Source organism: Fictibacillus arsenicus (assembly GCF_001642935.1).
Classification (GTDB): Bacteria; Bacillota; Bacilli; order Bacillales; family Fictibacillaceae; genus Fictibacillus; species Fictibacillus arsenicus_B.
Genome location: NZ_CP016761.1, coordinates 3,069,225 through 3,094,552, shown reverse-complemented (window position 1 = coordinate 3,094,552; position 25,328 = coordinate 3,069,225). Strand labels below are relative to the sequence as shown.

Sequence of the window (25,328 nt, the reverse complement as noted above, 5' to 3'; positions counted from 1 at the left end):
TAGGTAACGTGTCTATATTTCAAAAAAATGGTCAAACGTTTAATATAAAATGAATGATGGTTAGGATAATTACATTTCACTTACACAAGCTGGTAAGTATATAATGGAAGAAGAATAAGAAGAGGAGGCGGAATTGATGGTTAATGTACAAAAAATAGTGCAGCAAAACTTGAAATTCCGCCGTCTTTTATCCAGGGAGAACAGATGACATATTCATTGTCATTTGTTCTTTTTTTATATAGAGGAGGAGAAGAAGATGCGTTATAGACGGGTTTTAATTAAACTAAGCGGCGGAGCCCTTGCTGGAAATCAAGGAACAGGGTTTGATCATCTTTCTTTAAATCACATTGCAAAAGAAGTTTTATCCGTCATTGAAAAAGGGATTGAAGTGGCAATAGTCGTTGGAGGAGGCAACATATTCAGAGGAAACTTAGCCGAATATTGGGGAATTGAAAGGGTAGAAGCAGATCAGATCGGGACATTAGGAACAGTTATAAACAGTTTAATGTTAAGAGGGGTCTTGAAGAGCAAGATGGACCGGGAAGTAAGAGTGATGAGTTCTGTTCCAATAAGTGCAGTTGCGGAACCTTATATTAGGCTGAGAGCTGTTCATCATTTAGATAAAGGATATGTCCTCATTTTTGCAGGCGGTAATGGCCAGCCATACGTCACAACCGATTATCCTGCTGTACAAAGGGCTCTAGAAATGAATTGCGATGCCATTCTTTGTGCAAAACAAGGTGTTGACGGGGTGTATGACAGCGACCCAAATCGATTTAAAGAAGCAAGGAAATACGCTACGCTTCATTATGATGAAGCGATAAAAAATAATTTAAAAGTTATGGATCAATCCGCACTTATTTTGGCAAGAGACTACGGTTTGCCGATCCACCTTTTCGATTTTAATCAAGAGGGCTCGTTCTTGAAAATATGCAGCGGTGAAGATATTGGGACGTTTATTAGCAATAATATAGAAACAGCACTTGTTTAAACAAGTGTTTAAAAAGGCATTCCAAAGCTAGCTGCTGGAATGCCTTTTTGTATATTTACTCTAACCTTTTCTCATATTAAGAAAGAGAAAAGAGGTGGTGTACATCATGATGAAATGGCTGAAAAAGAAGCCGAAAGAGCAGAGTCATACGATTGATTTATCTAATAATACATATGCAAATATCACAGAATTGATTGATAATGCGAAAGACTCGGCAGATTTTATCCATTATCCTCAAAAAACGGTTCATCACAATGTGTACATCTCTTATTATAAAGCTATGATTGACGGTGAATTGCTGCATCGTGATTTTCTCCCTTACCTTATTCACAGCAAGGATTTTAAAGACCTCAAAGACTTAAAAGATATTTTGCCGATTGAAAGTGTAACAATCACAAATGATATAAAAGAAATTCAAAATAAGCTCCTGCGTGGATTTATTGTCGTACAGTTCGGTGAATATGATGAAGAATGTGCTGTTATCCGAGCTGAGAATTTTTCTACTAACCGTCCAGTGTCAGTTTCTGAAATTGAATTTTCCGTTATCGGACCAAAAGAAGCCTTTATAGAAAATCTGGACAGCAACCTATATTTAATTAGAAGAAGACTGCCGGTACCCGAGCTTCGCTTTAAAGAAATAATAATAGGCAAGTTTTCAAAAACCCGTGTAATAATTGCTTATTTAGAAGGAATAGCAGAAAAAGAAAATATTAATACTGTTATTCAAAGAATAAAAGATATTGAGTCTGAAGTGATTCCAGACAGTTCGTATTTGGAACAAATGATCTCCGATAACTCAAAATCAGTATTTCCACAACTCGTTACAACAGAACGTCCTGACCGGGTTATTTCTATGCTGAATTATGGACAGGTAGCTATACTTTCAGAAGGCTCACCTCAAGCATTGCTTGGACCGACAGGAATTTCAGAGTATTTTGTATCACCTGAAGATTATTATTTATCGTGGGTGCTTGGTTCACTCTTCCGGTTCATCCGATTTATTTCTGTTATTTTTTCTACCTTCGCGACGCCTATTTACGTAGCTGTGTTAACGTTCCATTATCAGATGATTCCTAAAGATCTGCTTGCTCCTTTAATTTCATCACGTGTTAATATTCCGTTTCCTCCCATATTAGAAGTATTGTTTCTCGAGTTAACCATTGAGTTGCTGCGGGAAGCGGGAGCACGTTTGCCGACTAAGGTTGGCCAGACACTGGGTATTGTTGGAGGTATTGTTATCGGACAGGCATCGGTTGAGGCTGGATTGACAAGTAACATCTTACTAATCGTTGTATCGTTATCAGCTCTTGCTTCATTTACTACACCGATCTATAAGATGGCCAACACAATCCGTATATTGCGTTTCCCGTTTATCTTTCTTGCAGCCATCTGGGGCGGGGTTGGTATCGTTCTTGCGATGAGTTTTATCCTGGTTCACCTGTTAAGACTGGAGTCACTCGGAAGACCATATATGGCACCGCTCTATCCTCCGCGTCTTTTAGACATGACAGACACAGTGATCAGGCTGCCTTACAATAGGATGTTAAAAAGGCCAATTAGCTTAGGCACTCAGCTTCCGTCTAAAAACAAGATAAAAGAAATGAGAAAAAAGAAGGACATCGATGAATGATGAAAATAAAGAGCATTTTCATAGTTTCTATTCTTTCCTTATTAATCGGATGTGTACCAAAACAAATCATTGATGAAGTACAGCTCATTCATGCTGTTGGTTTTGATGAGCTTCCTAATCATAATATTAAGGGAACGATAACCTATCCTATCTTTGATCCTGATGGCACGGTTCGAGTTGAATCACTTTCAGCAGTATCACATACTAGCCGTTTTATTCGTTCAAAGCTAAACACAAAATCACCCAAAACTCTGTCTACAGGACAATTAAGAATCGTGCTCTTTAACAAAAAATTTGCAAAAAAAGGAATATTAGACATCGTTAACTCACTATACCGTGACCCAAACGTAGGTAATCGTTTATATTTATCAGTTGTAGATAACAGTACAAACGAATTATTAACAACAAAATATACGGCTGCACCTCTTCCTTCCATTTATCTTATGAATTTGATCGAACAAAATATTGAGAGTGAAAATCTCCCGAAAACAAATTTGCATGTTTTTTTATACAGTTATTACGGAGAAGGAATAGATCCGTTTTTGCCTATCGTTAGAACAGAAAAAAAGGCAATGCAGCTTGAGGGAATCGCCCTTTTTAAGGATGATAAATACGCAGGAAAAATTAACCACATTGAATCTTTTGTATTTAAAGTGATGGTCGATGGATCAAAGACTGGGCACTATGAAGTTGAACTGAAAAAAGGAAAACAAGAGGGGCATGCAGTTATTCGCAATATAAAAGGAACTACATCTTATAAGGTAAGAAAAGTAAATGGTGTTCCTGAATTCGATATTAAGGTGAAAATTTTAGGTGAGATCCATGAATATCCCCCTTGGTTAAACTTAGAAGAAAAGCCGAATATCGAACTTATTGAAAAGACATTTAAAAAACAAATTAATAAAGATGCCAAAAGAATAATCACTAAGTTTCAGATGTTAAATGTTGACCCGCTAGGATTGGGGGACCAGGTAAGACGTCGGGAAAAGAATTGGGATTTTAAAAGATTTCAGAAACAGTACCCTGATATGAAGATAACCGTATCAACAGAAATTGAAATCGTTGAATCGGGAGTAATTGAATAATGGAATTTGGACAGCAGCTGTTTGTGTCTGCTGTTTTTCATTTTTTGATGCTTTCTTATAGATTGTTGCTTTTGGTTCATTTTTCATTCTCTTCATTGACAAGTTGATTGAGTGCAAGGTGCGTGCCAACCACCTGAGTAACCTTCTCGTAAGGCATGCGACGAGGAAGTCCTCTTCGATAGAATTATCTTGTAGACGCAGGAGCAATACGCTTCTATGACTCCATATCTTTAATATCTTCGATCAGGCTCAACGCACACCCTGCGGAAAGCGAGTCTTGAAGTGGAAATTAACCTCTTTCAAAAGCATCAAAGTATAAGAAAACAGTCTTTTTTAAAAACGCGGACAAAAAAACAGATCTCTTACGAATAGTTATAAAGTTATTCCTATATAGAGCTATAGAGTAGCGAGTTTAAAGGGGGCAATTACTTTGAGAACAACAGATGAGAAAATTAAACTTCGCAATCATTGGTTTAAAATTATTTTAATCAGTCTTTTTTCAATGGTCTTAATGTTTAAAATTGCTGTAACTAAATTTACGTTTCATTTTTCCGATATGCTGGCGTTTATTCTAGCCATTTTTGCAATCGGGATCTGCAGTATGTTTTATGTAAAAATAAATGAAGCGCTCCAGGCTTTTTCAGCAGCCGGAAAATTTTTACTTCCTGTTACTAAAAAAAATAAACAGAATGTGACAGAAGAAGCGGAAGAGATGATCGAACCAGAAGTTACACTAAATGAATCAGACAGAGAAGAAATGGAACGCCAATTATTAACTTTAGAAGAACAAGTTAAACGAATGAAACAAGTTCAAAAAGAAATCACAAACAGATTAATCGATGAAGATCTTCATGAAGATGATAAGCGAGATTATATTGATTATCTCTTACAGAAAGAAAAAGAAATCATGCTGGCAAAACAAGAGGTCGTACGTATTACTTCGTTGCTTGAACCGGAAGAAATGATTGAAGAAGAATACGAAGAGGACGAACAGCACCTGGAAGATAATCAGGATGAACATACTGTTCAAACGGCTACCGCTAAAGATGTAGTGCAGCTTTTAGGAAAAGAATTTGTTTTGAATGCAAGTCTAGAACAGTTCAACCATAAGATGAGAGAGATACAGCATTCGATTACGTTAGAAACGGCTAACCATCTGAAGGAAGAGGGATTGATCGATCCATACTTTAATGTAACACGCAAAGGCTTAAAAGAATTTAGACGTGCTGCAAAGAAGTTTAGTTATGAAGACGGTGTAAAATTTCTATCGAAAGTCGTTCAAAGAGGAAATAGATAAATAAAAGCTGATTCACAAAAAAGCTGTTAAAGCTGGGTGAATCAGCTTTTTTATTGGAATTCGTCATATTGTCAATCTTATTTTTTCGTCTTCTTCCAATCCCTGCTACAATAGATATAGACTTGTTGTGAAGGAGTTTATTAGTATGTTTATTGTTGCTAAGGCAATGCTGTATTTATGTTTTTCCATTCTCATCGGTACATGTATCCTTTATTCTGTTCCTAAAACAAAAAGACCTGAAGTTCATATACAGAAACGATGGCTGCTTTTCCTTATTGCCTTAGTACCTGTTTTCGGCATCGGAGAACTGATGAGGCTTACTCTTCATTTAGGAGAGGGTATCGGGTATTGGCTTACATTTCAAAATATCGTTTTCAGTTTTGAAATAGGAAAAGGCTGGCTGTTTTTAACCGGCATATCGGTGTTATTATTTTTTATGGTCATGTTTAACGACGTAGGTGAAGAGCGGTTCTTTGCAGGGCTTTCTTTAGTGTTGTTAACAGGGATGGCACTATCCATCGGTTATGCCAGCCATGCAGCCAGTTTAAATTCATTAGGTATTTTTGCGCATTCTCTTCATTTCTTAGCCGTTACTGCATGGTCAGGTACCCTTCTTGCAGTTGGTTTTTTTAGCAAAGATAAGATACCAGGGTTATCTTTTTATAAATGGTTTACACCTTTCGCGCTTGTTTGTCTTTTCATCGTAATCGGGGCTGGAATATGGCTGATGTCATACATCGTACCTGAATATGTAAACGGATATTTACTGAATTATGGACAAGCGTTATTGATAAAGCATATTTTGCTTTTTGTTGTTATCTTTTATAGTCTTATTAATGGTGTGTGGTTAAAAAAGAAGCTCAAAGATGGGGACAGCTCTTTGTCCTTAAAGAAATGGATCAGAGCTGAAGGAATCCTGTTGTTCTTTGTATTTGCAGCAACAGCTGTGATGAGCCAGCAGACTCCTCCGCATGATATAGCGGAAACACTGAAAATGGAGAAGCCTTCGCCATTATTCTCCTTCATAACAGGATTGAATCCCGGGGACAATCCAATGTTGAGAATTGAAATATCGCTGATGAGCCTTGGCTGGCTGTTTGCTTGTATGATTCTTTTAACAGGAGTTTTCATTGGAATTAAGAGAAAAATAGAATTCCTGCCAGTGTTCGGCGGTTCTATTTTAGCTGCATGTTCACTCTATTTAGCAGTGATGTCATCACTATTCCTATAAAGAGAAAGTGAGGAGTTAGTCTTGGATAAAAAATTGCAATCTCAGCTTGACGGGCTGATTGAAAAATATACTGAACTCTTGATCGGCAAAACAGAACCTGAGCATGTTGAAATGGTAAAAGCATATGTTTTGTATTCTAGTATTGCTAAAAGTATGCCGCCGCTAGCCAAGCACTGGAACGAGAGTTATCCTGATGCAAAGGAAGCGATGAAGGACCTGATCAGCGAAATAAAGAAATTAAACGAAGAGCATCGTAGAACAAATCATAATTAAGAGAAAAGCAGCAGCCATTTAGGCTGTTTTTTCTTTTGCCCATTTAAAAAATTTAAATTTTGCAAAATCGACAAACTTTGCAAAAAGAATGATATATTTAAAGCGGTTACATCGAATAAGAAATTAACCAAATTTAATATATAAGAAAGTGTAATAGGGGGCAATTAGATTGGAACAAGCAATGCGTAATTTTTTCTTATTTTTAGCTAAAAACAAATCTATGACGAGCTTGGCTAAAAAGTATGGTTTGCGTTTTGGTGCAGCGCGTTTTGTAGCAGGAGCAACACTTGAAAGCTCGATTTCAGCAATTAAAAAACTAAATGAAAAAGGTATGCCTGTTACGATCGATCATTTAGGTGAATTTGTAGACAGCGAACGTGAAGCAGCTGAGATGACAGAACACTGTATTCAAGCGATCAAAGCGATTGCAAAAGAAAAGCTTGATTCACAGCTTTCATTAAAGATGACTTCGATGGGATTAGACATCAGCGATGAACTGGTTCTCAGCAACATGAAAAAAATCATGGATGCAGCTGTAAAACATAATGTCTTTATCACGATTGATATGGAAGATTATTCCCGCTGTGAAAAAACATTACAGATCTTTAAACAGCTGAAAAAAGAATATGATAATATCTCGACTGTAATTCAGGCATATCTGTACCGTTCATTAGAAGATGTACAGAATCTTAATGAATATCAGCCTAACTTGCGTCTTGTTAAAGGTGCCTATAAAGAATCTCCTAAAGTGGCTTATCCTGAAAAAAGTGACGTGGATAACAATTTTAAAAAATTGATTGAAACACACCTGTTAAACGGCAATTATACTGCAATCGCAACTCATGATGATGAGATCATTCAATATACAAAGGAACTTGTTGATAAGCACAACATTCCTTACGACCAATTCGAATTCCAGATGCTTTATGGCATTCGTGTAGAACGCCAGGATCAGCTGATGCAAGAAGGGTACAAGATGCGTATTTACGTACCATACGGAAACGACTGGTATGGCTACTTCATGAGAAGACTTGCTGAAAGACCAGCAAACGTTATGTTTGTACTAAAAGGTGTATTCGGAAAGTAATTTAGTATATTACTTTAAGCAAAAATAACAATAGACTGCAAAAGAACTCTCTACATGGGAGTTCTTTTTTTATTAAAAGCTGTTTTATCATACATTATTGCCATTGAAAGTAGTTGATTTCCGCTCCAGGCTGCTCGCTTTCCACGGGGCGTGCGGTGAGCCTCCTGCCGCTTTGCGCCATTAGGAGTCTCCACCTGACCGCTCGTCCCGTAGGAGTCTCGCACCTTGCGCTCCAATCAACTTGCAAATGATGAAAATCGCAAAAGCCAAAAGCAACAATCCTTTAGAAACAATTTTAAAGAAATAGTTCTGAACTATTGCTAAAATTCTGAATATATTTTATATTGAGTATAGGCTAATTAATTTTTTTATGGATAAAAAATGAATGAGCATTCATTCAATAAAGGGGGAAGTCTATTTTGTCTCGTCAAATCCGAAAAGCCGCCGTACTAGGGTCTGGTGTAATGGGATCGGGCATTGCTGCTCATCTAGCGAACGTCGGAATCCCAACCTTGTTATTGGATATTGTCCCGCCTTCTTTAAGTGAAGAAGAAAAAACAAAGGGGATCACAGAAGATCACCCGGCATTCCGTAACAAATTTACCTTAACAGCAACACGAAAATTACTTAAACAAAAACCAGCCCCGCTGGCGGTGAAAGAAAACCTTGATTTAATTACAATTGGAAACTTAACGGACGATCTAGAGAAGCTGAAAGAAGTAGACTGGATCATTGAGGTTGTCGTAGAACGTCTCGATGTTAAGCAAAAGCTTTTTGAAAAGGTTGATCAATACCGCAAGCCCGGAAGCATTGTAACTTCTAATACGTCTGGTATATCCATTCGTGCGATGGCTGAAGGCCGATCCGAAGATTTTAAATCTCACTTTTTAGGAACTCACTTTTTTAATCCTCCAAGATACTTGAAACTTTTGGAGATCATTCCTACTGAAGATACGAAACCTGAAATCGTACAGTTCATCAGAAATTTTGGTGAGAACGTTCTCGGAAAAGGTGTAGTTGAAGCAAAAGATACACCGAACTTTATCGCGAACCGCATTGGCACATATGGACTTATGGTAACGATGCAGGAAATGATGAAACAAGGCTATACTGTCGGTGAAGTGGATTCTGTAACTGGACCTCTTATCGGCCGTCCAAAATCAGCAACGTTCAGAACGCTGGATGTCGTTGGTCTTGATACATTCCTTCATGTAGCTCGAAACGTGTACGAACAAGTAGACGGGAAAGAAAAAGAAGTTTTTGAAATTCCTGATTTTCTAAATGAAATGGTTGATAAAGGGTGGACAGGAAGCAAAAATGGCCAGGGCTTCTATTTAAAGCAAAGAAGCAAAACAGGCAGCGAAATTTTAGAGCTTGACCCTAAAACACTCGAATACAAGCCGCGTTCAAAGATGAAAACAGCAACACTTGAAGCTGCTAAACAAATGAAAACAACAAACCAGAAAGTGAAAGCGCTTTTATATAGTGAAGATCGTGCAGGCAAGCTCCTATGGGACATCATTAAACCCGTTCTTTTGTATTCGGCAGAGAAATGCTATGAAATTGCGGACGATCTTGTAGCGATCGACCAGGCGATGAGGTGGGGATTTGGCTGGGAACACGGACCTTTTGAGATTTGGGATGCAATCGGTCTGCCAGAGTCGGTAGAAAGAATGAAGGCTGAAGGAGAGACGATTCCACAATGGGTGGAAGAATTGCTTCAATCAGAGAAGACATCATTCTACTCAAAAGCTGAAGGTGAAGTGTCGTACTACCACAATGGAACCTATTTGCCTGTAGAAGAAAATAAGAAAGTGGTTCACTTAAGCCGTCTTAAAGAAAAAGGCAATGTGATCACGAAAAATGGCGGAGCTACCTTGATCGATTTAGGTGATGATGTAGCGGGCCTTGAATTTACGTCACCGAATAATGCGATCGGACCTGAGATCATTATGATGCTTCATCAGGCGATCGACGAAGTAGAGAAAAACTACAAAGGGCTTGTCATCGGAAACCAAGGTAAGAACTTCTGTGTTGGAGCAAATCTCATGCTCATTTTAATGGAAGCACAAGATGAAAACTTTTTTGAACTCGATATGATGGTCCGTCAGTTCCAGCAAGCGATGGCAAGAGTGAGATACAGTTCAAAGCCTGTTGTAGCTGCAAACTTCGGAATGACACTAGGCGGCGGAGTTGAAGTATCATTGCCGGCTGCAAGATTGCAGATGTCATCTGAAACTTACATGGGTCTCGTAGAAACTGGAGTAGGACTCATTCCTGGGGGAGGCGGAAACAAAGAGCTCTATATCCGCCTATTAGAACAGCTTCCGGAAGGTGCGAAAGGCGATCTGCAAAAGGTGGCGAATCAGGCATTTGAAACGATCGCCATGGCGAAAGTTTCAACATCAGCACAAGAAGCTAGAAAACTAGGATTCTTACGAAACGAAGACAACATCTCAGTAAATGGCGATCATATTTTACATGATGCGAAAAGTCAGGTCCTTGCACTTTCAGACCTTGGTTACACTGCGCCTGTTAAAAAGAAGATACCAGTGGTTGGGGAAGCTGGATATGCAACGCTCGCACTCGGTGCACAAACGATGCATTTCAGCCAATACATTTCTGAACATGATTTAAAAATTGCTAAGAAACTAGCATTTGTTTTAGCAGGAGGAAGAGTGCCTGAAGGAACATATGTGGATGAACAATATTTACTTGATCTTGAAAGAGAAGCATTTTTAAGCCTTGCAGGAGAACCAAAGAGCCAGGCAAGAATGCAGCATATGCTTGTAAAAGGCAAGCCGCTAAGAAACTAAGGGGGGAAGAAACGAATGTTAAAAGATGCAGTCATAGTTGCAGGTGCTCGTACAGCTGTCGGGAAAGCAAAAAAAGGATCTTTTGCACATATGAGACCGGATGAATTAGCGGCAGTAACGATTAAAGAAACACTACAGCGTGCTGGAAATTACGATGGTCCGATCGATGATCTGATCATTGGATGTGCTGTTCCTGAAGCAGAACAAGGAATGAACATGGCTCGTTTGATTGGAGCCCGTGCTGGTCTGCCTGAAACGGTACCGGCTATTACGATCAACCGGTTCTGTTCTTCGGGTCTGCAAAGTATTGCTTATGGTGCAGAAAAGATTATGCTTGGCGCTGCTGACGCTATCATTGCAGGCGGAGCAGAATCTATGAGTCTTGTACCCGTTGTGGGGCACGTCGTAAAACCAAATCCTTATTTGGTAGAAACGGTTCCTCAATATTATATGGGAATGGGGCACACGGCTGAAGAAGTGGCTAGAAGATTCGGCGTTTCGCGTCAGGATCAGGATGAATTTGCAGTAAGAAGCCACCAAAAAGCTGCAGCGGCTATTAAAGAAGGAAAGTTTAATGATGAGATCGTTCCGGTTTCCGTTATGAAGCGCTGGCTGGATGAGCAATCAAAGCTTGTTGAAAAAGAAATCGCGGTTTCTGTCGACGAGGGTGTTCGTCCAGATACTTCTTTAGAAGTGTTAGGCAAACTGCGCCCGGCATTTACTCCGACAGGTTCTGTAACAGCAGGAAACTCTTCGCAGACAAGTGACGGAGCAGCCTCTGTGTTAGTAATGAACAGAGAAAAAGCGATCGCCGAAGGATTAACACCTCTGTTGAAATTCCGTTCCTTTGCGGTGGCAGGAGTGGCGCCGGATATTATGGGAGTCGGCCCTGTTGCTGCTATTCCAAAAGCATTGAAAATGGCAGGTCTGGAGCTTTCAGATATCGGATTATTTGAATTGAATGAGGCTTTCGCCTCGCAGGCAGTTCAGGTTATCCGTGAACTGAACCTCGATGAAAGCAAAGTAAACGTGAATGGCGGGGCCATTGCACTTGGACATCCGCTTGGATGCTCCGGAACGAAACTTACGCTTACATTGCTTCACGAAATGAAGCGACGAAACGAGCAGTTCGGTATTGTGACAATGTGTATCGGCGGCGGAATGGGTGCAGCAGGCGTATTTGAACTTGTTGGATAAAAAAGGAGGAGAATAATTATGTCAAACACAGTGGAAAAAGAGATCATCGGCGGAAGTTTTTTAATCGAAGACCTCGCTGCAGCAGATATTTACACACCGGAAGATTTTTCAGAAGAACATTTAATGATCGCAAAGACTACTGAAGATTTTGTAGCAAAAGAAGTGGTGCCGCACCTTGAAAAGATGGAAGACCATGACTTTGAGGTATCACGCAAATTGCTTACAAAAGCAGGTGAGCTTGGTCTTTTAGGCGCAGATGTTCCAGAAGAATATGGCGGACTTGGTCTAGATAAGATTTCGTCATCGTTGATCACTGAAAAATTTGCGCGCGGACGCGGTTTTTCAATCAGCTATGGAGCTCATGTAGGTATCGGCTCTCTTCCAATTGTTCTTTTTGGAAACGAAGAACAGAAGAAAAAGTATCTGCCAGAGTTAGCAACTGGTGAAAAAATTGCAGCTTACGCCTTAACAGAGCCGGGTTCAGGATCAGATGCACTTGGGGCGAGAACAACAGCGAAGCTTAATGCTGAAGGTACTCATTATATTTTAAATGGTGAAAAGCAGTGGATTACGAACTCTGCATTTGCTGATGTTTTCGTTGTATATGCAAAAATCGACGGCGAAAAATTCTCAGCTTTTATCGTTGAAAGAGGGTTACAAGGTGTCTCTACTGGACCGGAAGAAAAGAAGATGGGTATCAAGAGTTCATCTACACGTACATTGATTTTGGAAGATGTAGCTGTACCAAAGGAAAATCTGTTATGGGAAGCTGGCAAAGGGCACTTGATCGCATTTAACATTCTGAATATCGGCCGATACAAGCTAGCTTTGGGATGTGTGGGAGCTGCGAAACGAGCATTTGAGGTTTCTGTAAAATATGCAAACGAACGCCAGCAGTTCAAACGCAAAATCAGTTCTTTCAGCTTGATTCAAGAAAAGCTTGCGAACATGGCAATTTCGACATTCGCATCTGAAAGCTCTGTTTACAGAACAGTAGGGCTGTTCGAAAACCGGTTAGGCGCACTTTCAGATGAAAAGCAAAAAGACGGACGTGAGCTTGCAAAAGCGATTGCAGAATATGCGATTGAATGTTCTTTAAACAAAGTATTTGCTTCTGAAACACTTGATTATGTAGTAGATGAAGGCGTTCAAATCCATGGCGGATACGGCTTCATGTCAGAATACGAGATCGAGGGAGCATATCGTGATTCACGTATTAACCGTATTTTTGAAGGAACGAACGAGATCAACCGCTTGCTTGTTCCGGGGACACTCGTTAAAAAAGCGATGAAAAATGAACTGCCATTGATCCAAAAAGCAACAGCTCTTCAGCAAGAACTGATGATGCTTATGCCTGTAGAAGTCGGTACTGAACCGCTGGATCAAGAAAAGTACTTAGTTTCTATGGCTAAGAAAATTTTCTTGATGACTGCTGGCCTTGCTGTTCAAAAATTCGGTCCAAAGCTTGAACAAGAGCAAGAGGTATTAGCTAATCTTGCTGATATTATCAGCGAGATCTACAGCATGGAATCTGTACTTTTACGTACGGAAAAAGCCATCAATAAGTCTGGAGCAGAAAAGGCAAAACAAAAGCTTCTATACACAGAAGTGTATTGCCAGGAAGCATTCAACCGCATTGAAGCACATGCGAAGGAATCCATTATTGCTGTTGAAGAAGGGGATATGCTGCGCATGATGCTTTCTGCATTAAAGAAGCTGACACGCCATACGCCTGTGAATGTTATCAAGAAGAAGCGGGAAATCGCTGTATTGCTTCTTGAAGAAGAACGCTACGTTGTTTAATTAAATTTTATTTACGCCAACCTTCAAAAAAAACTTTGCCCTCTTGCTTTGCAGGAGGGCCTTTTTTTATTTTGTTAATACCTCGCATGCCTTGCGAGAAGGATCCCCAGATGGTTGGCACGCTGCTTCTAGACGTAGTTTTCCACCCCCATCCATTTTTAAAAGGAATATTCAATTTTCAGGGTGAAAATGAGGTGATTCTACAAAAATCTAAGTAAGTCAGGTTGAACCGATCGTAAAACGTTCAAAACAGGTGCAGTTTCGGGTGCCGAAACTGTTTTAATACGATACCTAACGGGGTATTCAGATTTGTCCGAGAGTTCGATTCCAGAAAAAAGCGGCATCAATCCAGAAATCTGGCCAGTTTATCCACGAGTTTTATCCCTCAATCGAAAAGTTTCACCTGTTTATCCACGAGTCTACAATCCTCGACAAATTCTGCCCCCTTCTTATACCCTCGCCGACATTATAGAACAACCAAAAAAAGCCCTCCAGCTCCATTCTGAAAGGCTTACAAAATTAACGTTTGCTGCAAAGCCGTTACGGTTGATTGCACGTTTTTGTCAATGGCACAAAAACGATCGAATAACAGCTAACTATAAAAAAAGAGCAATTTAAAAAGTGTAAAATTTCTTGTTTTATTGGTGACACTAGTTTGTGGTACTATGAAAAGGGGTGATATAATGCTACTGACAGTATACGAATATCCAAAATGCTCAACATGCCAAAAAGCAAAAAAATGGCTTAAAGAAAATGAAGTAGCCTTTCAGCCTGTACATATCGTGGACAACCCACCTTCAAAGGAAGAACTTATAGATTTAGTTCAAAAGAGCGGGTTGGAGATTAAAAAATTCTTTAATACAAGCGGCATGAAGTATCGTGAATTAGGTATGAAAGAGAAAATGAAAACGGCTTCAGATGATGAACTTCTTGAACTATTAGCATCTGATGGCATGCTGATCAAAAGGCCAATCGCAACAGACGGGCAAAGCGTAACAGTGGGCTTTAAAGAAGATCAGTACGAAAACACTTGGAAAAAGTAAAATTGTTGCTGACTATGATAAAAAAATTTATTGTAGTTACTATAAAAACAAAGAAAAGCTGGAGGGATTACACATGGAATTTCCAAAAGAGTTACGCTATTCAGAAGAACACGAGTGGACTAAAACAGAAGACGGCAATAAAGTTCGTATCGGTATTACGGCATTTGCACAAGACGAGCTTGGAGATATCGTGTTTGTTGAGCTTCCTGAAGTTGGAGATGAGCTTACAGCGGACGAGCCTTTCGGCAGTGTAGAATCTGTAAAAACAGTTTCTGAGCTTTACGCTCCTGTATCTGGAAAAGTTGTAGAAGTAAACACAGACCTTGATGACAGCCCAGAACTAGTTAACGAATCTCCATATGAGAAAGCATGGATGGTAGTAGTAGAACTTTCAGATTCCTCTGAGCTTGAAAAATTAATGACAGCTGAACAATATGAGGAATTAATTAAAGAAGATTAATGAAAAGAATCTCTTCAGGAAAGAATAGGCGTATTGCTCATTTCTTTTTTGGAGGGATTTTTTTATGAACGAAGATAGACGAGATGTGACTTCAAGAGTATTTGGCAAAATGAAAGGCGGCTCCATGTCGCTGTACCTTGACCAAGATGAGATCGGCCAGATTCGATTTACGAATCAAGGGAATATGTATGAAATGGCTGAGGGTTTTGAATTCGATGCAGACAAAATCTATAAACGTGAAAAACCAGCTGAAATACCTAACCCAACAAAATATGTAGACGAGTGCGATAAAGGCTGGTGCTAGCAGACGAAGAGGATGATATGATAATCATCCTCTTTTTTATAGAAAATGGATTGGTGAAATTAGTTAGCCATTAGGTGAAATTAATTGGATAATTCGTCAAATTATTAAAGAAAGTCGTCAAATTATCATTACCAATTTTCAAATTAATTCAAAAAGCCCACATATTCATATCATTAGTAGACATTTACCGGCTTACACTTCCGCCTTTAGCACCGATGTTTTGATAAAAGCTCTTGTCATGGGTTTTTGAGGTGGCTTGTCCGCCTTTTTGGCCGATTTTTTGATAAAAATCTTTGTTATGTGAAAGGGACGTTGATTTCCCGCCTTTTCTGCCGATCTCCTGGTAAAAGGTTGCTTGGTGAGATTCCGCAGTAGTTGTTCCCCCTTTTTTTCCGATCTGCTGGAAAAATTCCTTGCCATGAGATTTCGAAGTCTTTTTTCCTCCAAGTCGCCCTGCTTCTTCCCTCGTCATTTTTTCAGTCAAAGCCATTGGTAATCTCCTCCTTTTGAACGTATTAAATTTCTGGATGTATTCCTTGAATAACCTTTATTGAAGAGATTAAAACGCGATTGAAGGCAATTAGGCCGATTAGCTTACTGCTTTAAATTTGGGGTAGTAATATAGTAAAAAGGGGAATAGTAATAAAGAACATCTCTTGCAGGATTTTAATAATATAAAGCAAATATATATATTTAAGCGATGCATTCATTTAATAGTTCTTCAATGTATAGGAGAGATGAGTAATGAATGGAAGCATGAATAAAGTAATCATTGTCGAAGGGAAATCCGATAAAGAAAAGCTTTCCGCAATCTTAAATGAACCGGTTGAAATTATTTGTACGAATGGCACATTAGGTTTGGATAAATTAGAAGAGCTTGCATTAGCAATCGAAGATAGAGATGTTTATATCCTTGTGGATGCTGATGAAGCAGGTCATAAGCTACGAAAACAGCTTCAGCGGGAGCTCCCGAATGCAGAGCATTTATATATTAATAAGATGTACAGAGAAGTTGCGACGACACCTCTTATGTACTTGGCAAAAGTATTAGTAGGTGCTCACTTTAATATTCATAAAAACTGTTTAGGATGAAATAATGGTAGCTTCACATGAATTAAATATACCTTTGCATGTTAACTGCTCCCAAAAAGAAATTTGGATAAATGAGAAGAATGGGAGGCTTGTTTCAATGGGTCGTAAGAAATCCTCTTTTTCCCCTGCGTTTCATCGGTGCTTTCTGATGAAGGGAAAAGAGGTTTTCTTGTTTATTTAGGCTGTTTTCGCAATCATTGTTACTCTTGAAAGAGGTTGATTTCCGTTTCAGATACTCGCTTTCCGCGGGGCGTGCGGTGAGCTACCTTGTCGTTTTGCACCTGCTGTGTCTCACCTGTCCCGTTACTCCCGCAGGAGTCTCGCATCTTACACTCCTATCAACTTGTCAATGTAGAGGATTCACTGAATGACGAGGAAACAACAATCTTTTGGAAAACAGCCTCTATTTACTGGATCAGCGATGCTAAAAAGGTGAAATCATTCTTGAAAAAGACAATAAAAATAAAGCAGTTAACCATCATATAATAATTCGTGATATTCTTATACAAGAGATCAAAATAAAAATCATAAATAACTGATGGAAAAAACAGCCTTCTGATGAATATGACAGGCTGCTTAATCTGCCTTCAGATAAATAACGGAGTAATATATGAAAGAAATCACAAGAACGAATTGGGAACATGTTATCGAACAATCCATACATAAGCCTTTCTTTCTCTACTTGGAAACACCATTATGTGGTACATGTAAGATGGGAAAAAAAATGATGGAAGTAGCAATAGAAACAGTTCGAGCTCAAAGAGGAAACAATATGCAGACTGGAGTATGCAATATTAATGAGATGCCCGAACTTGCAGATCAATATGGAATTACGAGTGTCCCTTGTCTAATGGTGCTATCGAGAGGGATGGCAGTGAAAAAGATCTATGCCCTTCAATCGGCAGGAAATATTTATCAAACGATGATAGATTTCTTAAATAAGGAAAAATAATTTGTAATAAAATGTGGGAAAAGCCCCATATTTCATTAAAGTCCTCCTAATTCTTTTGAAAAATGATTTTTTAGGGGGTTTTTCCTTAAGAAAAATATGGTAAATTAATGTCTTCTGCACACTTATCTGTAACATTAGATAGTGTGTTTTTTTAAATGCAAAAATTAGTCAGACCTTGTCGGAATAAGGGGTTTCTCAGTTAGAGAGTTAATTATCAGTTATTTTCGTCTATTCAGTTTTTTAACAAGAAAGTCACAATTGTTACGAGGGCTGTAATATTGTTATAGAACTGTATCCTACAAATGTCAAAAGTCGTGGTATAAATGAATAGGAGAGCTTGTTACATGTTTGCTCCCGAACGATTAGTGGTAAATAAGAATGATTTTATGAAAACAAAAACAAACGAAGATCGAATAAAACAAGTAATTTTTTTAGCAGGGGTGATTGATAATCATGACATCTTTAAATTTAAATGCAGTATTTCCTATAGCAAAGAACAAAATGACAAGCATAGAAGATAAAGTATTAACGATCCAGGAAAGAAACGATGAAAAATTAAGAAATGAACTAATTGGTGATTACCAACCATTCATTAAAAAAGTTACATCAAAAGTGTGCAGTCAATATATAGATCGAACAATGGATGAGTTTAGTGTAGGTCTTTTTGCCTTTAATGAAGCGATAGATCAATATCAAGAAGGACAAGGCAGCCGCTTTTTATCCTTTGCAGATATGGTAATCAGACGCCGTGTCATTGACTATATCCGTAAAGAAGTTCGTCAAAACAGATTGATTTTTCTCCAGCCGGATGAAGAAGATGAAGAAGGCCGTTTAGAAGAAAGCTATGCTGAACAAAAGGCAGCTATGGATCATTTTGAAGATCAGATTCAAGTAGAAAACCGTGTTTATGAAATAGAAGAGTATCAAAAGCTTTTAAAAACATTCGGACTAAACTTTAAAGTTTTAAGCAAACATTGTCCAAAACACGTTGATGCACGTGAAAATGCCAAAGAAATTGCTCGCCTTTTAGCAGAAAATGAAGAACTTGCCGCATTTTTAAAGGAAAAAAAGCAATTGCCGATAAAAGATTTATTAAATATGGTATCCTGTAGTCGTAAAACCATAGAGAGAAATCGAAAGTATATAATAGCGGTATCATTAATATATTTAGGCGATTTCCAAGCGCTGAAATCATACATTCAGCCTTAAGGTGAGGTATATATGATTGCATGGTAAGGGGGATTACTTCCTCTTGCCTGTAATTACTACTGATCCTGCAACTTGCGGGAGGGATACAATTGAAAAGCGGCAGCGGCATTGTAATAGAGGTTAACAACAGAAAAGCGACTTTGCTTATGAAAGATGGAACATTTGTAACGGTAAGAGTACCAGCAGGCAAAAATCCATCAGTGGGCAGAGAATATCAGGCTTCTTATTTTTCGGAAAGGAAAAGAAGTCTTTTTGTGGTGCCATCTGTAGCAGCGATACTTGCTGTTGTTCTTCTATCAGGTTTGATCCCGATTGGAAGCGAGTCAGCGGCAGCGGCTTATGTAAGCTTTGATATTAATCCAAGCTTAGAAGTGGGCGTAGATGAGGAAATGCAGGTTATCCAAATTGATGCATTTAATGACGAGGCAAAAAAAATCATAGATAAATATGATCTGAACGTTGAAAATCAATTTTCATTTGAAGACTTTGCTGATCAGCTTATTAAGGCATATGAAGAAGAAGGTTATATGGAATCAGACCATTCTATGCTCATCACAACCATTTCCAGTGAAGAAGGCAATGATAAGACTGAAGCAGCTCTAGATGAAGCAGTAAATTCAATCGTGAAGAAGACTGTTGTAAAATACCCTGTCCGTATCACTGTTTCAGAGTCTAATCCTGACACTCGTGAAAAAGCAAAGCAGCTTGGAGTGTCTTCAGGAAAATATAAAGCATTTCAAACTGCAAACATAAACGGCAAGACTTTAACAGAAGAGAAGATAAAAGAGGTTAACTTTCAAGAGCTAAAAGTAAATACTTTATCCTCTAATGACATACAAAGCTTACCGCACCCAAGGAAAATTAACACCGAAGCCCATGAACGAAAGAATGACATAAAAATAGCAGTCCCTAAAAAAGCAGTTAGCCAACCAAAAGAAGTTAAAAAGCACAGAGAAAAGCATCACAATCAAGATAATCACCATAACAAGAAACAAGAAAAATTGGTGAAGCCTAAAGAAAGAAAGTTAAATAATAGCGATAACAAGCATCAAAATCGTGCGTTTAACAGCAATAAACAAAAGAATAATGAACATCAAAACCGAAACGCGAATAATCATCACAAGAAAAATCAGCAGGACCGCAATAAACAGGACCGCAATAAACAGGACCGCAATAAGCAAGATCGCGACAAACATCGTAACAAACATTAGCACTAAATATGGTTAATACTGTCGTAATTACAAAAACGATTTTTACTGACTGTCGAACGCTTTATAAAGGTAAACACTCCGTTCCTCTCGAAAAGGTGAAATAACAACCAATTCGGGGGGATTTTATATGCTGGATGTCACCTTTTTTGAAAGACAGATTGGAAAAAGTCCATACTTGCCATTGTATAACATTCCGGTTAAACCTAGATTTAGTCTCAATGATGAAACTACCTTGAGGATTGATTACAGAGAAGGAGAACGTAATCGTATCGTTGTTTTCAGAGGAAATCCAAAGTATCTATCTATGATGCTAGATGGGAAAATGAAGCTTACAACACTCCTTCGCCAAGAGATGATCGAGTTTCACGGGACGTTAAGACAGCGGCTGAAATGGGAAGCCATATTCTATTTAAGCTCTCATTGGGAACAAATATCTGCAGGCGTCTTGATTAAAAGTGTTAAAAATGTTTGACACGAATCGACAGCGGTGATATTATTCATCTCAGTGATTCAAAAATGCATCGTTTTAACTTAATAACGCAACGCTTTAACTTATCACGAGAGGTGGAGGGACTGGCCCTATGAAACCCGGCAACCGCTAGCTGTATGTAATCCATACTGACTAGAAAGGTGCCAATTCCTGCAAGGCATTCAATTGTCTTGGGAGATGAGGAGAACGCGCATAGAATATTATATGCCTTTCTGCTCATATTGAAGCAGAGGGCATTTTTTTATTTGAATGGTTTGTTGATTGGATTGCAAGGTGCGAGACTCCAGCGGGATTAGCGTGCCAGCTACTTGAGTATTCTTCCTCGCAAGGCATGCGACGAGGAAACTCACTTCGTTAGGAGTTGCTTGTAGACGCAGGAGCACACAGGTTTTATTAAGACTCCTAACGGCGCAAAGCGCAGAGGAAGCTCACCGCACGCCCCGCGGAAAGCGAGCATCCTGGAGCGGAAATCAACAGCTTCTAATTGCAATTTAAAGTATTACAGATGGAAATGAGGTTAGTTCTATTGATTAATTTACATTCAGTCCGTAAAGTCTTTCAAACCAAAGATGGTGAAGTGAAGGCTGTTGATTCGGTAGATTTAAACATAAAACAAGGTGAAATTTACGGCATTATTGGATACAGCGGAGCAGGGAAAAGTACACTTATCCGAATTCTTAACATGCTGGAAAGACCGACAAGCGGTACGGTTACGATCGGCGGAAAAAATATGTCTGAGCTATCTTCTAAAAAACTTAGAGAAGCTAGACAGGAAATAAGTATGATATTCCAGCACTTCAACCTTTTATGGTCGAGAACCGTTAGAGAGAACATTGCTTTCCCGTTAGAAATCGCTGGATATCCGAAAGAGAAAATCAAGCAGCGTGTTGACGAGCTGATTGATCTTGTCGGACTAGAAGGCAGAGGCGGTTCATATCCTTCACAGCTGAGCGGGGGCCAAAAACAGCGGGTTGGTATTGCGAGAGCACTTGCCAACGAACCGAAAGTTTTATTATGTGATGAAGCCACTTCAGCACTTGATCCAAAAACAACCGACAGTATTTTAGATCTTCTAGTAGAAATCAACCAGAAGCTAGGTCTAACTATCGTGTTGATCACACATGAAATGCACGTCATACGAAAAATCTGTCACCGAGTTGCAGTAATGGAAAAAGGAAAAGTGGTAGAAGAAGGCGATGTACTGAGCGTCTTTAAAAACCCTAAAGAATCCATTACAAAGGATTTTGTAAAACAAGTTACAGAACCAGAAGAAACAGTGGATACCATAAAGCAATTTATAGAGGAGTTTCCTGAAGGCAGAATTGTTCAGCTTACTTTTGTAGGAGGCAGTGCCGGGCAGCCTTTAATTACAGAGCTGATCCGAAACTTTGAAGTGGATGTTAATATCCTGCAAGGTAAAATTACTCAAACTCAAAATGGTCCATACGGTACATTATTTATCCAAATAAAAGGTTCTGAAGCGGCACTTTCTAACGCTATGGAATTTTTAAATAGTGTTCAGGTAGAAGTTGAGGTGATTCATAATGCTTAGTACTTGGTTCCCGAACGTTCAGTGGGATGTTGTTTTAGAAGCAACGAAAGAAACTTTATATATGTCGGCTATTTCCGTTTTTGTAACATTCATTTTAGGTCTCGCTTTGGGGCTTGCCTTATATTTAACCGCTCCAGGCAACCTGTGGGAAAACAAATTCTTAAATAGCATCATTGCCATTATTGTTAACGTGTTCCGTTCTATTCCGTTTATTATATTAATTATTTTGCTGATTCCTTTTACGCGCTTTATTGTAGGGACAATGCTTGGAGCAGAAGCAGCACTGCCAGCTTTGATTGTCGGAGCAGCTCCATTTTACGCGCGTATGGTTGAGATTGCTTTGAGAGAAATTAATAAAGGAGTAATTGAAGCAGCGAAATCAATGGGTGCAACAAACACTCAAATTATTTTCAAAGTACTTATTCCCGAAAGCACCCCAGCACTTATTTCTGGTATTACCGTTACTGCGATTGCTCTTGTAAGCTACACAGCAATGGCTGGTGTAGTTGGAGCAGGAGGACTTGGAAACCTTGCTTATATGGAAGGCTACCAGCGGGATAATGCAGAAGTAACTTTAGTTTCAACTGTTCTGATCTTGGTCATCGTATTTGTTATTCAATGGATAGGAGATCAATTCACAACAGCTTTAGATAAAAGATAAGCACATACAACAAGGAGGAAATCACATGAAAAAAGTATTTTCTATTATTTTGCTTGCTGTAGTTGGTGCAGCACTAGCAGCTTGCGGCAATAAAACAGAAGGTGGCATCAGCGACGAAAAGCTGATTGTCGGGGCATCAAACGTACCTCATGCTGAAATTCTTGAAGAAGCAAAACCACTTCTAAAAGAAAAAGGTGTAGAGCTCGAGATCAAAACGTTCCAGGATTATGTACTTCCAAACAAATCTCTGGATGAAAAAGAAATCGGAGCAAACTACTTCCAGCACGTTCCTTATTTAGAATCACAAATGAAAGACCACGGTTATAAATTTGAAAACGCAGGCGGCATCCACATTGAGCCTATCGGAGTTTATTCTAAAAAATACAAGTCTCTAGATGAATTGCCACAAGGTGCTACGATCATCATGTCTAACTCTGTAGCTGACCACGGGCGTATGCTTGGTCTTTTAGAAAAAGAAGGTCTAATCAAAGTTAAAGAAGGCGCTGGTACTGAAGCGCAAGTTAAAGATATTGTAGAAAATCCAAAGAAATTAAAGTTCAAAGCAGATGTTGATGCAGGAATGCTGCCAAAAGCATATAAAAACGGTGAAGGGGATGCAGTACTGATCAACACGAACTATGCGATTGATGCAGGTCTAAATCCGCAAAAAGACGCTATCGCAATTGAAGGCTCAGATTCTCCATTCGTAAACATTATTGCAGTACGAGAAGGAGATAAAGATAAGAAATCTGTTAAAGCTCTAGTTGAAGTATTGCGTTCGAAAGAAATTCAAGATTTCATTGAAAAGAAATACGAAGGTGCAGTAGTGCCTGTAACTGAATAAATGAATGAAGGGTGTCTCCACTTGATGAGGCACCCTTTATGTTTAATTTAAGGTGGACAATAAATGGATGGAATTGAAAAAATATGTGATGAGGACGTATTTTTATGTGATAGTAAGTCATTTTTATGTGATGATAGTCATTTTTTATGTAATTATGCAGACTTTTTATATGATGGTGTATTTCTTTAAAGAATCCTTTCTCCTTACATATCACCCACAAAAAAAACCCATACTAATCCTGTTTACTAAAACGTGACAGGAGTGTAACGACAAAATGAAACAAGAAGATCAACAAATGCCAGGATCAAACTCTGCACAATATCATCTTATCCGGTATAAAGAAGGTTTAGGAAAATATAACGAAAATATGCCTGAATTAACACATGCATATAACGAATTTACGCGCCACTGTTTTAAGGAAGGCGAAATTTCCGAAAAATATAAACAGCTTATTGCGCTAGGGATCAGTATTTATTCACAAGATGAGTATTGTATCATTTATCATACAAAGGGATGTCTTGACCAAGGATGTTCTGAAAATGAAATCCTGGAAGCTGTAGGCGTGTCTGCCGCATTCGGCGGTGGAGCAGCTATGAGCCAGGGAGTAACCCTTGTTCAAGAGTGTATTAAAGAGTTGAATAAACCACGCCATTAACTTTTCCATACATTAACATGTTTTATTTATATTAAAAAAGGTAATGGAAGTAATGTAGCGGATTCAGCAGGATTATAAAGGGATGTTCATCTTCTATAGATGAAAGCACGCAGTACCCTCTCACAAAACTTGGCATTGTATCATATGCAAGTTGTGGATCTGAAGAGCTGCTGATAAGCTATAACTATCTAAACTCGAAAGGATTGATTCATTATCCACCCCATAAAAGTAAAGCATACATCTGAAATGGAAAAAGCAATGCACCAATCACATGGTTGCGGTTTTGCAGAGTATGAAAGGGACTTGGAGAAGCGGTTAGATGTTGAGAAAGACCGTGAAAAGGAATATAAAAAAGGTTTAGAAGTAGCGGCTGATGCAACTAGAAATCATACGCCGTAAAGATAAGATAGGGAATAAAAACAAAAGGCTGACTCAAAAGGTGATATAATGCCTGATGAGTTAGCCTTTTTTCGAATTTCTCAAATAAACAATGAATTATATGAACACAATGGTAAAGTTCATGGCTCGTTCCCTTGAACATACTTTTCATTTGTTATAAGATTAGAATGAGAATAAATTGAGAATGGCTATTTAATGCCTTATTTCAAAAATCTTAAGAATGATTTCTTAATGGAGGTTGTATTATGTCAGCACCTAATTTAAAGATTGAAAATCTTCGTGTATCGATTGAAGATAAAGAGATTATTAAAGGTTTAGATCTCGAAATAAATGGTGGAGAAATCCATGCGATCATGGGGCCGAACGGAACAGGTAAGTCTACTCTTTCTGCAGCGTTAATGGGGCACCCGAAATACGAAGTAACATCAGGGAAGGTTACATTCAATGGTGAAGACCTTTTAGAAATGGAAGTTGATGAGCGTGCACTAGCTGGTCTATTCCTAGCTATGCAATATCCATCAGAAGTAAGCGGTATTACCAACGCAGACTTCCTTCGTTCTGCAATTAATGCAAAGCGTGAAGAAGGCGACGAAATTTCACTAATGAAGTTCATCCGTGAGTTAGACAAGAAGATGGATCACCTTGAAATGGATAACGCTTTCGCTCACCGTTACTTAAACGAAGGATTCTCTGGCGGAGAAAAGAAGCGTAACGAAATTCTGCAAATGATGATGCTTGAGCCGAAATTAGCAATCCTTGATGAAATCGACTCAGGACTAGATATCGATGCTCTTAAAGTAGTAGCAAAAGGTGTTAATGAAATGCGCAGCCCTGATTTCGGATGCTTAATCATTACTCACTACCAGCGTTTATTGAACTACATCACACCAGACAAAGTACACGTAATGATGCAAGGCCGTATTGTGAAATCTGGAGGACCTGAACTCGCTCAGCGCCTTGAAGCTGAAGGTTATGACTGGATTAAAGAAGAGTTAGGTATTAAAGACGAAACTGTCGGTCAAGAAGCGTAAGCAATAAGGGGGACT

The 25,328-nt window shown here is 38.8% G+C and carries 25 protein-coding genes, 1 pseudogene and 1 riboswitch; of the genes and pseudogenes, 25 read left to right on the top strand and 1 reads right to left on the bottom strand.

Going from position 1 to position 25,328, the window contains the following annotated elements; genetic code table 11:
• Nucleotides 1–256: 256 nt before the first annotated feature.
• The 13 genes from pyrH (at nt 257) to ABE41_RS15780 (ending at nt 15,217) form a co-directional block, all read left to right on the top strand.
• Entirely contained in the window at nt 257–991 is a 735-nt protein-coding gene (gene pyrH, locus ABE41_RS15840) for a UMP kinase (RefSeq protein WP_066292365.1), read from the top strand.
• Between the two features lie 106 nt (nt 992–1,097).
• Nucleotides 1,098–2,621, top strand: a complete 1,524-nt coding sequence (locus tag ABE41_RS15835; protein WP_083207836.1) for a spore germination protein — start codon at nt 1,098–1,100, stop codon at nt 2,619–2,621.
• Nucleotides 2,618–3,706, top strand: a complete 1,089-nt coding sequence (locus ABE41_RS15830) for a Ger(x)C family spore germination protein (RefSeq protein ID WP_066292364.1) — start codon at nt 2,618–2,620, stop codon at nt 3,704–3,706. The genes ABE41_RS15835 and ABE41_RS15830 overlap by 4 nt, the downstream gene beginning before the upstream one ends.
• 430 nt (nt 3,707–4,136) lie before the next feature.
• Nucleotides 4,137–5,003, top strand: coding sequence for a hypothetical protein (locus ABE41_RS15825; protein WP_066292362.1), 867 nt, complete (start codon nt 4,137–4,139; stop codon nt 5,001–5,003).
• Nucleotides 5,004–5,148: 145 nt separating this feature from the next.
• Complete coding sequence (locus ABE41_RS15820; RefSeq protein ID WP_066292356.1) at nt 5,149–6,234, top strand: copper resistance D family protein; 1,086 nt, start codon at nt 5,149–5,151, stop codon at nt 6,232–6,234.
• Between the two features lie 21 nt (nt 6,235–6,255).
• A complete protein-coding gene (locus tag ABE41_RS15815; RefSeq protein WP_066292355.1) occupies nt 6,256–6,507 on the top strand; it encodes a YusU family protein in 252 nt (83 codons plus the stop codon).
• 169 nt (nt 6,508–6,676) lie between these two features.
• On the top strand, nt 6,677–7,594 hold the full coding sequence (locus ABE41_RS15810; protein WP_066292354.1) for a proline dehydrogenase family protein: 918 nt from the start codon (nt 6,677–6,679) through the stop codon (nt 7,592–7,594).
• A 419-nt stretch (nt 7,595–8,013) separates the two neighbouring features.
• On the top strand, nt 8,014–10,410 hold the full coding sequence (locus ABE41_RS15805; protein ID WP_066292353.1) for a 3-hydroxyacyl-CoA dehydrogenase/enoyl-CoA hydratase family protein: 2,397 nt from the start codon (nt 8,014–8,016) through the stop codon (nt 10,408–10,410).
• A 15-nt stretch (nt 10,411–10,425) separates the two neighbouring features.
• Nucleotides 10,426–11,607, top strand: a complete 1,182-nt coding sequence (locus ABE41_RS15800; RefSeq protein WP_066292348.1) for an acetyl-CoA C-acetyltransferase — start codon at nt 10,426–10,428, stop codon at nt 11,605–11,607.
• Between the two features lie 18 nt (nt 11,608–11,625).
• Nucleotides 11,626–13,410, top strand: a complete 1,785-nt coding sequence (locus ABE41_RS15795; protein ID WP_066292345.1) for an acyl-CoA dehydrogenase family protein — start codon at nt 11,626–11,628, stop codon at nt 13,408–13,410.
• A gap of 683 nt (nt 13,411–14,093) precedes the next feature.
• Nucleotides 14,094–14,453, top strand: coding sequence for an arsenate reductase family protein (locus ABE41_RS15790; RefSeq protein WP_066292342.1), 360 nt, complete (start codon nt 14,094–14,096; stop codon nt 14,451–14,453).
• Between the two features lie 73 nt (nt 14,454–14,526).
• Nucleotides 14,527–14,913 carry a glycine cleavage system protein GcvH gene (gene gcvH, locus ABE41_RS15785; protein WP_066292340.1) on the top strand — a complete coding sequence of 129 codons (387 nt, stop codon included), beginning with the start codon at nt 14,527–14,529 and terminating at the stop codon, nt 14,911–14,913.
• A gap of 64 nt (nt 14,914–14,977) precedes the next feature.
• Nucleotides 14,978–15,217, top strand: a complete 240-nt coding sequence (locus ABE41_RS15780) for a YusG family protein (protein ID WP_066292337.1) — start codon at nt 14,978–14,980, stop codon at nt 15,215–15,217.
• 190 nt (nt 15,218–15,407) lie between these two features.
• On the opposite strand, the pseudogene ABE41_RS15775 reads toward ABE41_RS15780, so the two are convergent.
• Nucleotides 15,408–15,707 (bottom strand): annotated as a pseudogene (locus tag ABE41_RS15775) (KGG domain-containing protein); the annotation flags it as partial.
• A gap of 254 nt (nt 15,708–15,961) precedes the next feature.
• Between ABE41_RS15775 and ABE41_RS15770 the strand changes: the two are divergent.
• The 12 genes from ABE41_RS15770 (at nt 15,962) to sufC (ending at nt 25,313) form a co-directional block, all read left to right on the top strand.
• Nucleotides 15,962–16,309, top strand: a complete 348-nt coding sequence (locus ABE41_RS15770; protein WP_066292329.1) for a toprim domain-containing protein — start codon at nt 15,962–15,964, stop codon at nt 16,307–16,309.
• Between the two features lie 610 nt (nt 16,310–16,919).
• Complete coding sequence (locus ABE41_RS15765; RefSeq protein ID WP_083207835.1) at nt 16,920–17,261, top strand: thioredoxin family protein; 342 nt, start codon at nt 16,920–16,922, stop codon at nt 17,259–17,261.
• Nucleotides 17,262–17,714: 453 nt separating this feature from the next.
• Nucleotides 17,715–18,470: an RNA polymerase sigma-I factor gene (sigI, locus tag ABE41_RS15760; protein ID WP_066292328.1), complete on the top strand. Its 756-nt coding sequence runs from the start codon at nt 17,715–17,717 to the stop codon at nt 18,468–18,470.
• Nucleotides 18,471–18,559: 89 nt separating this feature from the next.
• Nucleotides 18,560–19,681 (top strand): anti-sigma-I factor RsgI family protein, encoded by a 1,122-nt coding sequence (locus ABE41_RS15755; protein ID WP_066292326.1) that lies wholly within the window; start codon nt 18,560–18,562, stop codon nt 19,679–19,681.
• Nucleotides 19,682–19,808: 127 nt separating this feature from the next.
• Nucleotides 19,809–20,153 (top strand): PNPOx family protein, encoded by a 345-nt coding sequence (locus tag ABE41_RS15750; RefSeq protein ID WP_066292319.1) that lies wholly within the window; start codon nt 19,809–19,811, stop codon nt 20,151–20,153.
• A gap of 77 nt (nt 20,154–20,230) precedes the next feature.
• A riboswitch (SAM riboswitch) is annotated at nt 20,231–20,355 on the top strand.
• A 342-nt stretch (nt 20,356–20,697) separates the two neighbouring features.
• The gene (locus ABE41_RS15745) at nt 20,698–21,723 is read left to right on the top strand and encodes a methionine ABC transporter ATP-binding protein (protein ID WP_066292314.1); all 1,026 of its coding nucleotides are present in this window, start codon (nt 20,698–20,700) and stop codon (nt 21,721–21,723) included.
• The gene (locus tag ABE41_RS15740) at nt 21,716–22,384 is read left to right on the top strand and encodes a methionine ABC transporter permease (RefSeq protein WP_066292313.1); all 669 of its coding nucleotides are present in this window, start codon (nt 21,716–21,718) and stop codon (nt 22,382–22,384) included. The genes ABE41_RS15745 and ABE41_RS15740 overlap by 8 nt, the downstream gene beginning before the upstream one ends.
• A gap of 25 nt (nt 22,385–22,409) precedes the next feature.
• Entirely contained in the window at nt 22,410–23,228 is an 819-nt protein-coding gene (locus tag ABE41_RS15735; protein WP_066292311.1) for a MetQ/NlpA family ABC transporter substrate-binding protein, read from the top strand.
• 63 nt (nt 23,229–23,291) lie between these two features.
• Nucleotides 23,292–23,417, top strand: a complete 126-nt coding sequence (locus ABE41_RS21470) for a hypothetical protein (RefSeq protein WP_301336190.1) — start codon at nt 23,292–23,294, stop codon at nt 23,415–23,417.
• A gap of 85 nt (nt 23,418–23,502) precedes the next feature.
• Complete coding sequence (locus tag ABE41_RS15725) at nt 23,503–23,883, top strand: carboxymuconolactone decarboxylase family protein (protein WP_077359601.1); 381 nt, start codon at nt 23,503–23,505, stop codon at nt 23,881–23,883.
• A 246-nt stretch (nt 23,884–24,129) separates the two neighbouring features.
• Nucleotides 24,130–24,282 carry a YuzK family famiily protein gene (locus tag ABE41_RS21275; protein WP_165389351.1) on the top strand — a complete coding sequence of 51 codons (153 nt, stop codon included), beginning with the start codon at nt 24,130–24,132 and terminating at the stop codon, nt 24,280–24,282.
• Nucleotides 24,283–24,527: 245 nt separating this feature from the next.
• Nucleotides 24,528–25,313: a Fe-S cluster assembly ATPase SufC gene (gene sufC / locus ABE41_RS15720; protein ID WP_066292305.1), complete on the top strand. Its 786-nt coding sequence runs from the start codon at nt 24,528–24,530 to the stop codon at nt 25,311–25,313.
• Nucleotides 25,314–25,328: the final 15 nt, after the last annotated feature.

Coding starts and splice junctions, on each gene's coding strand:
- pyrH (WP_066292365.1), top strand. CDS start 257: ATGCGTTATAGACGGGTTTTAATTAAACTAAGCGGCGGAGCCCTTGCT.
- ABE41_RS15835 (WP_083207836.1), top strand. CDS start 1,098: ATGATGAAATGGCTGAAAAAGAAGCCGAAAGAGCAGAGTCATACGATT.
- ABE41_RS15830 (WP_066292364.1), top strand. CDS start 2,618: ATGATGAAAATAAAGAGCATTTTCATAGTTTCTATTCTTTCCTTATTA.
- ABE41_RS15820 (WP_066292356.1), top strand. CDS start 5,149: ATGTTTATTGTTGCTAAGGCAATGCTGTATTTATGTTTTTCCATTCTC.
- ABE41_RS15800 (WP_066292348.1), top strand. CDS start 10,426: ATGTTAAAAGATGCAGTCATAGTTGCAGGTGCTCGTACAGCTGTCGGG.
- ABE41_RS15795 (WP_066292345.1), top strand. CDS start 11,626: ATGTCAAACACAGTGGAAAAAGAGATCATCGGCGGAAGTTTTTTAATC.
- ABE41_RS15790 (WP_066292342.1), top strand. CDS start 14,094: ATGCTACTGACAGTATACGAATATCCAAAATGCTCAACATGCCAAAAA.
- gcvH (WP_066292340.1), top strand. CDS start 14,527: ATGGAATTTCCAAAAGAGTTACGCTATTCAGAAGAACACGAGTGGACT.
- ABE41_RS15780 (WP_066292337.1), top strand. CDS start 14,978: ATGAACGAAGATAGACGAGATGTGACTTCAAGAGTATTTGGCAAAATG.
- ABE41_RS15770 (WP_066292329.1), top strand. CDS start 15,962: ATGAATGGAAGCATGAATAAAGTAATCATTGTCGAAGGGAAATCCGAT.
- ABE41_RS15765 (WP_083207835.1), top strand. CDS start 16,920: ATGAAAGAAATCACAAGAACGAATTGGGAACATGTTATCGAACAATCC.
- sigI (WP_066292328.1), top strand. CDS start 17,715: ATGACATCTTTAAATTTAAATGCAGTATTTCCTATAGCAAAGAACAAA.
- ABE41_RS15750 (WP_066292319.1), top strand. CDS start 19,809: ATGCTGGATGTCACCTTTTTTGAAAGACAGATTGGAAAAAGTCCATAC.
- ABE41_RS15740 (WP_066292313.1), top strand. CDS start 21,716: ATGCTTAGTACTTGGTTCCCGAACGTTCAGTGGGATGTTGTTTTAGAA.
- ABE41_RS15735 (WP_066292311.1), top strand. CDS start 22,410: ATGAAAAAAGTATTTTCTATTATTTTGCTTGCTGTAGTTGGTGCAGCA.
- ABE41_RS21470 (WP_301336190.1), top strand. CDS start 23,292: ATGGATGGAATTGAAAAAATATGTGATGAGGACGTATTTTTATGTGAT.
- ABE41_RS15725 (WP_077359601.1), top strand. CDS start 23,503: ATGAAACAAGAAGATCAACAAATGCCAGGATCAAACTCTGCACAATAT.
- ABE41_RS21275 (WP_165389351.1), top strand. CDS start 24,130: ATGGAAAAAGCAATGCACCAATCACATGGTTGCGGTTTTGCAGAGTAT.
- sufC (WP_066292305.1), top strand. CDS start 24,528: ATGTCAGCACCTAATTTAAAGATTGAAAATCTTCGTGTATCGATTGAA.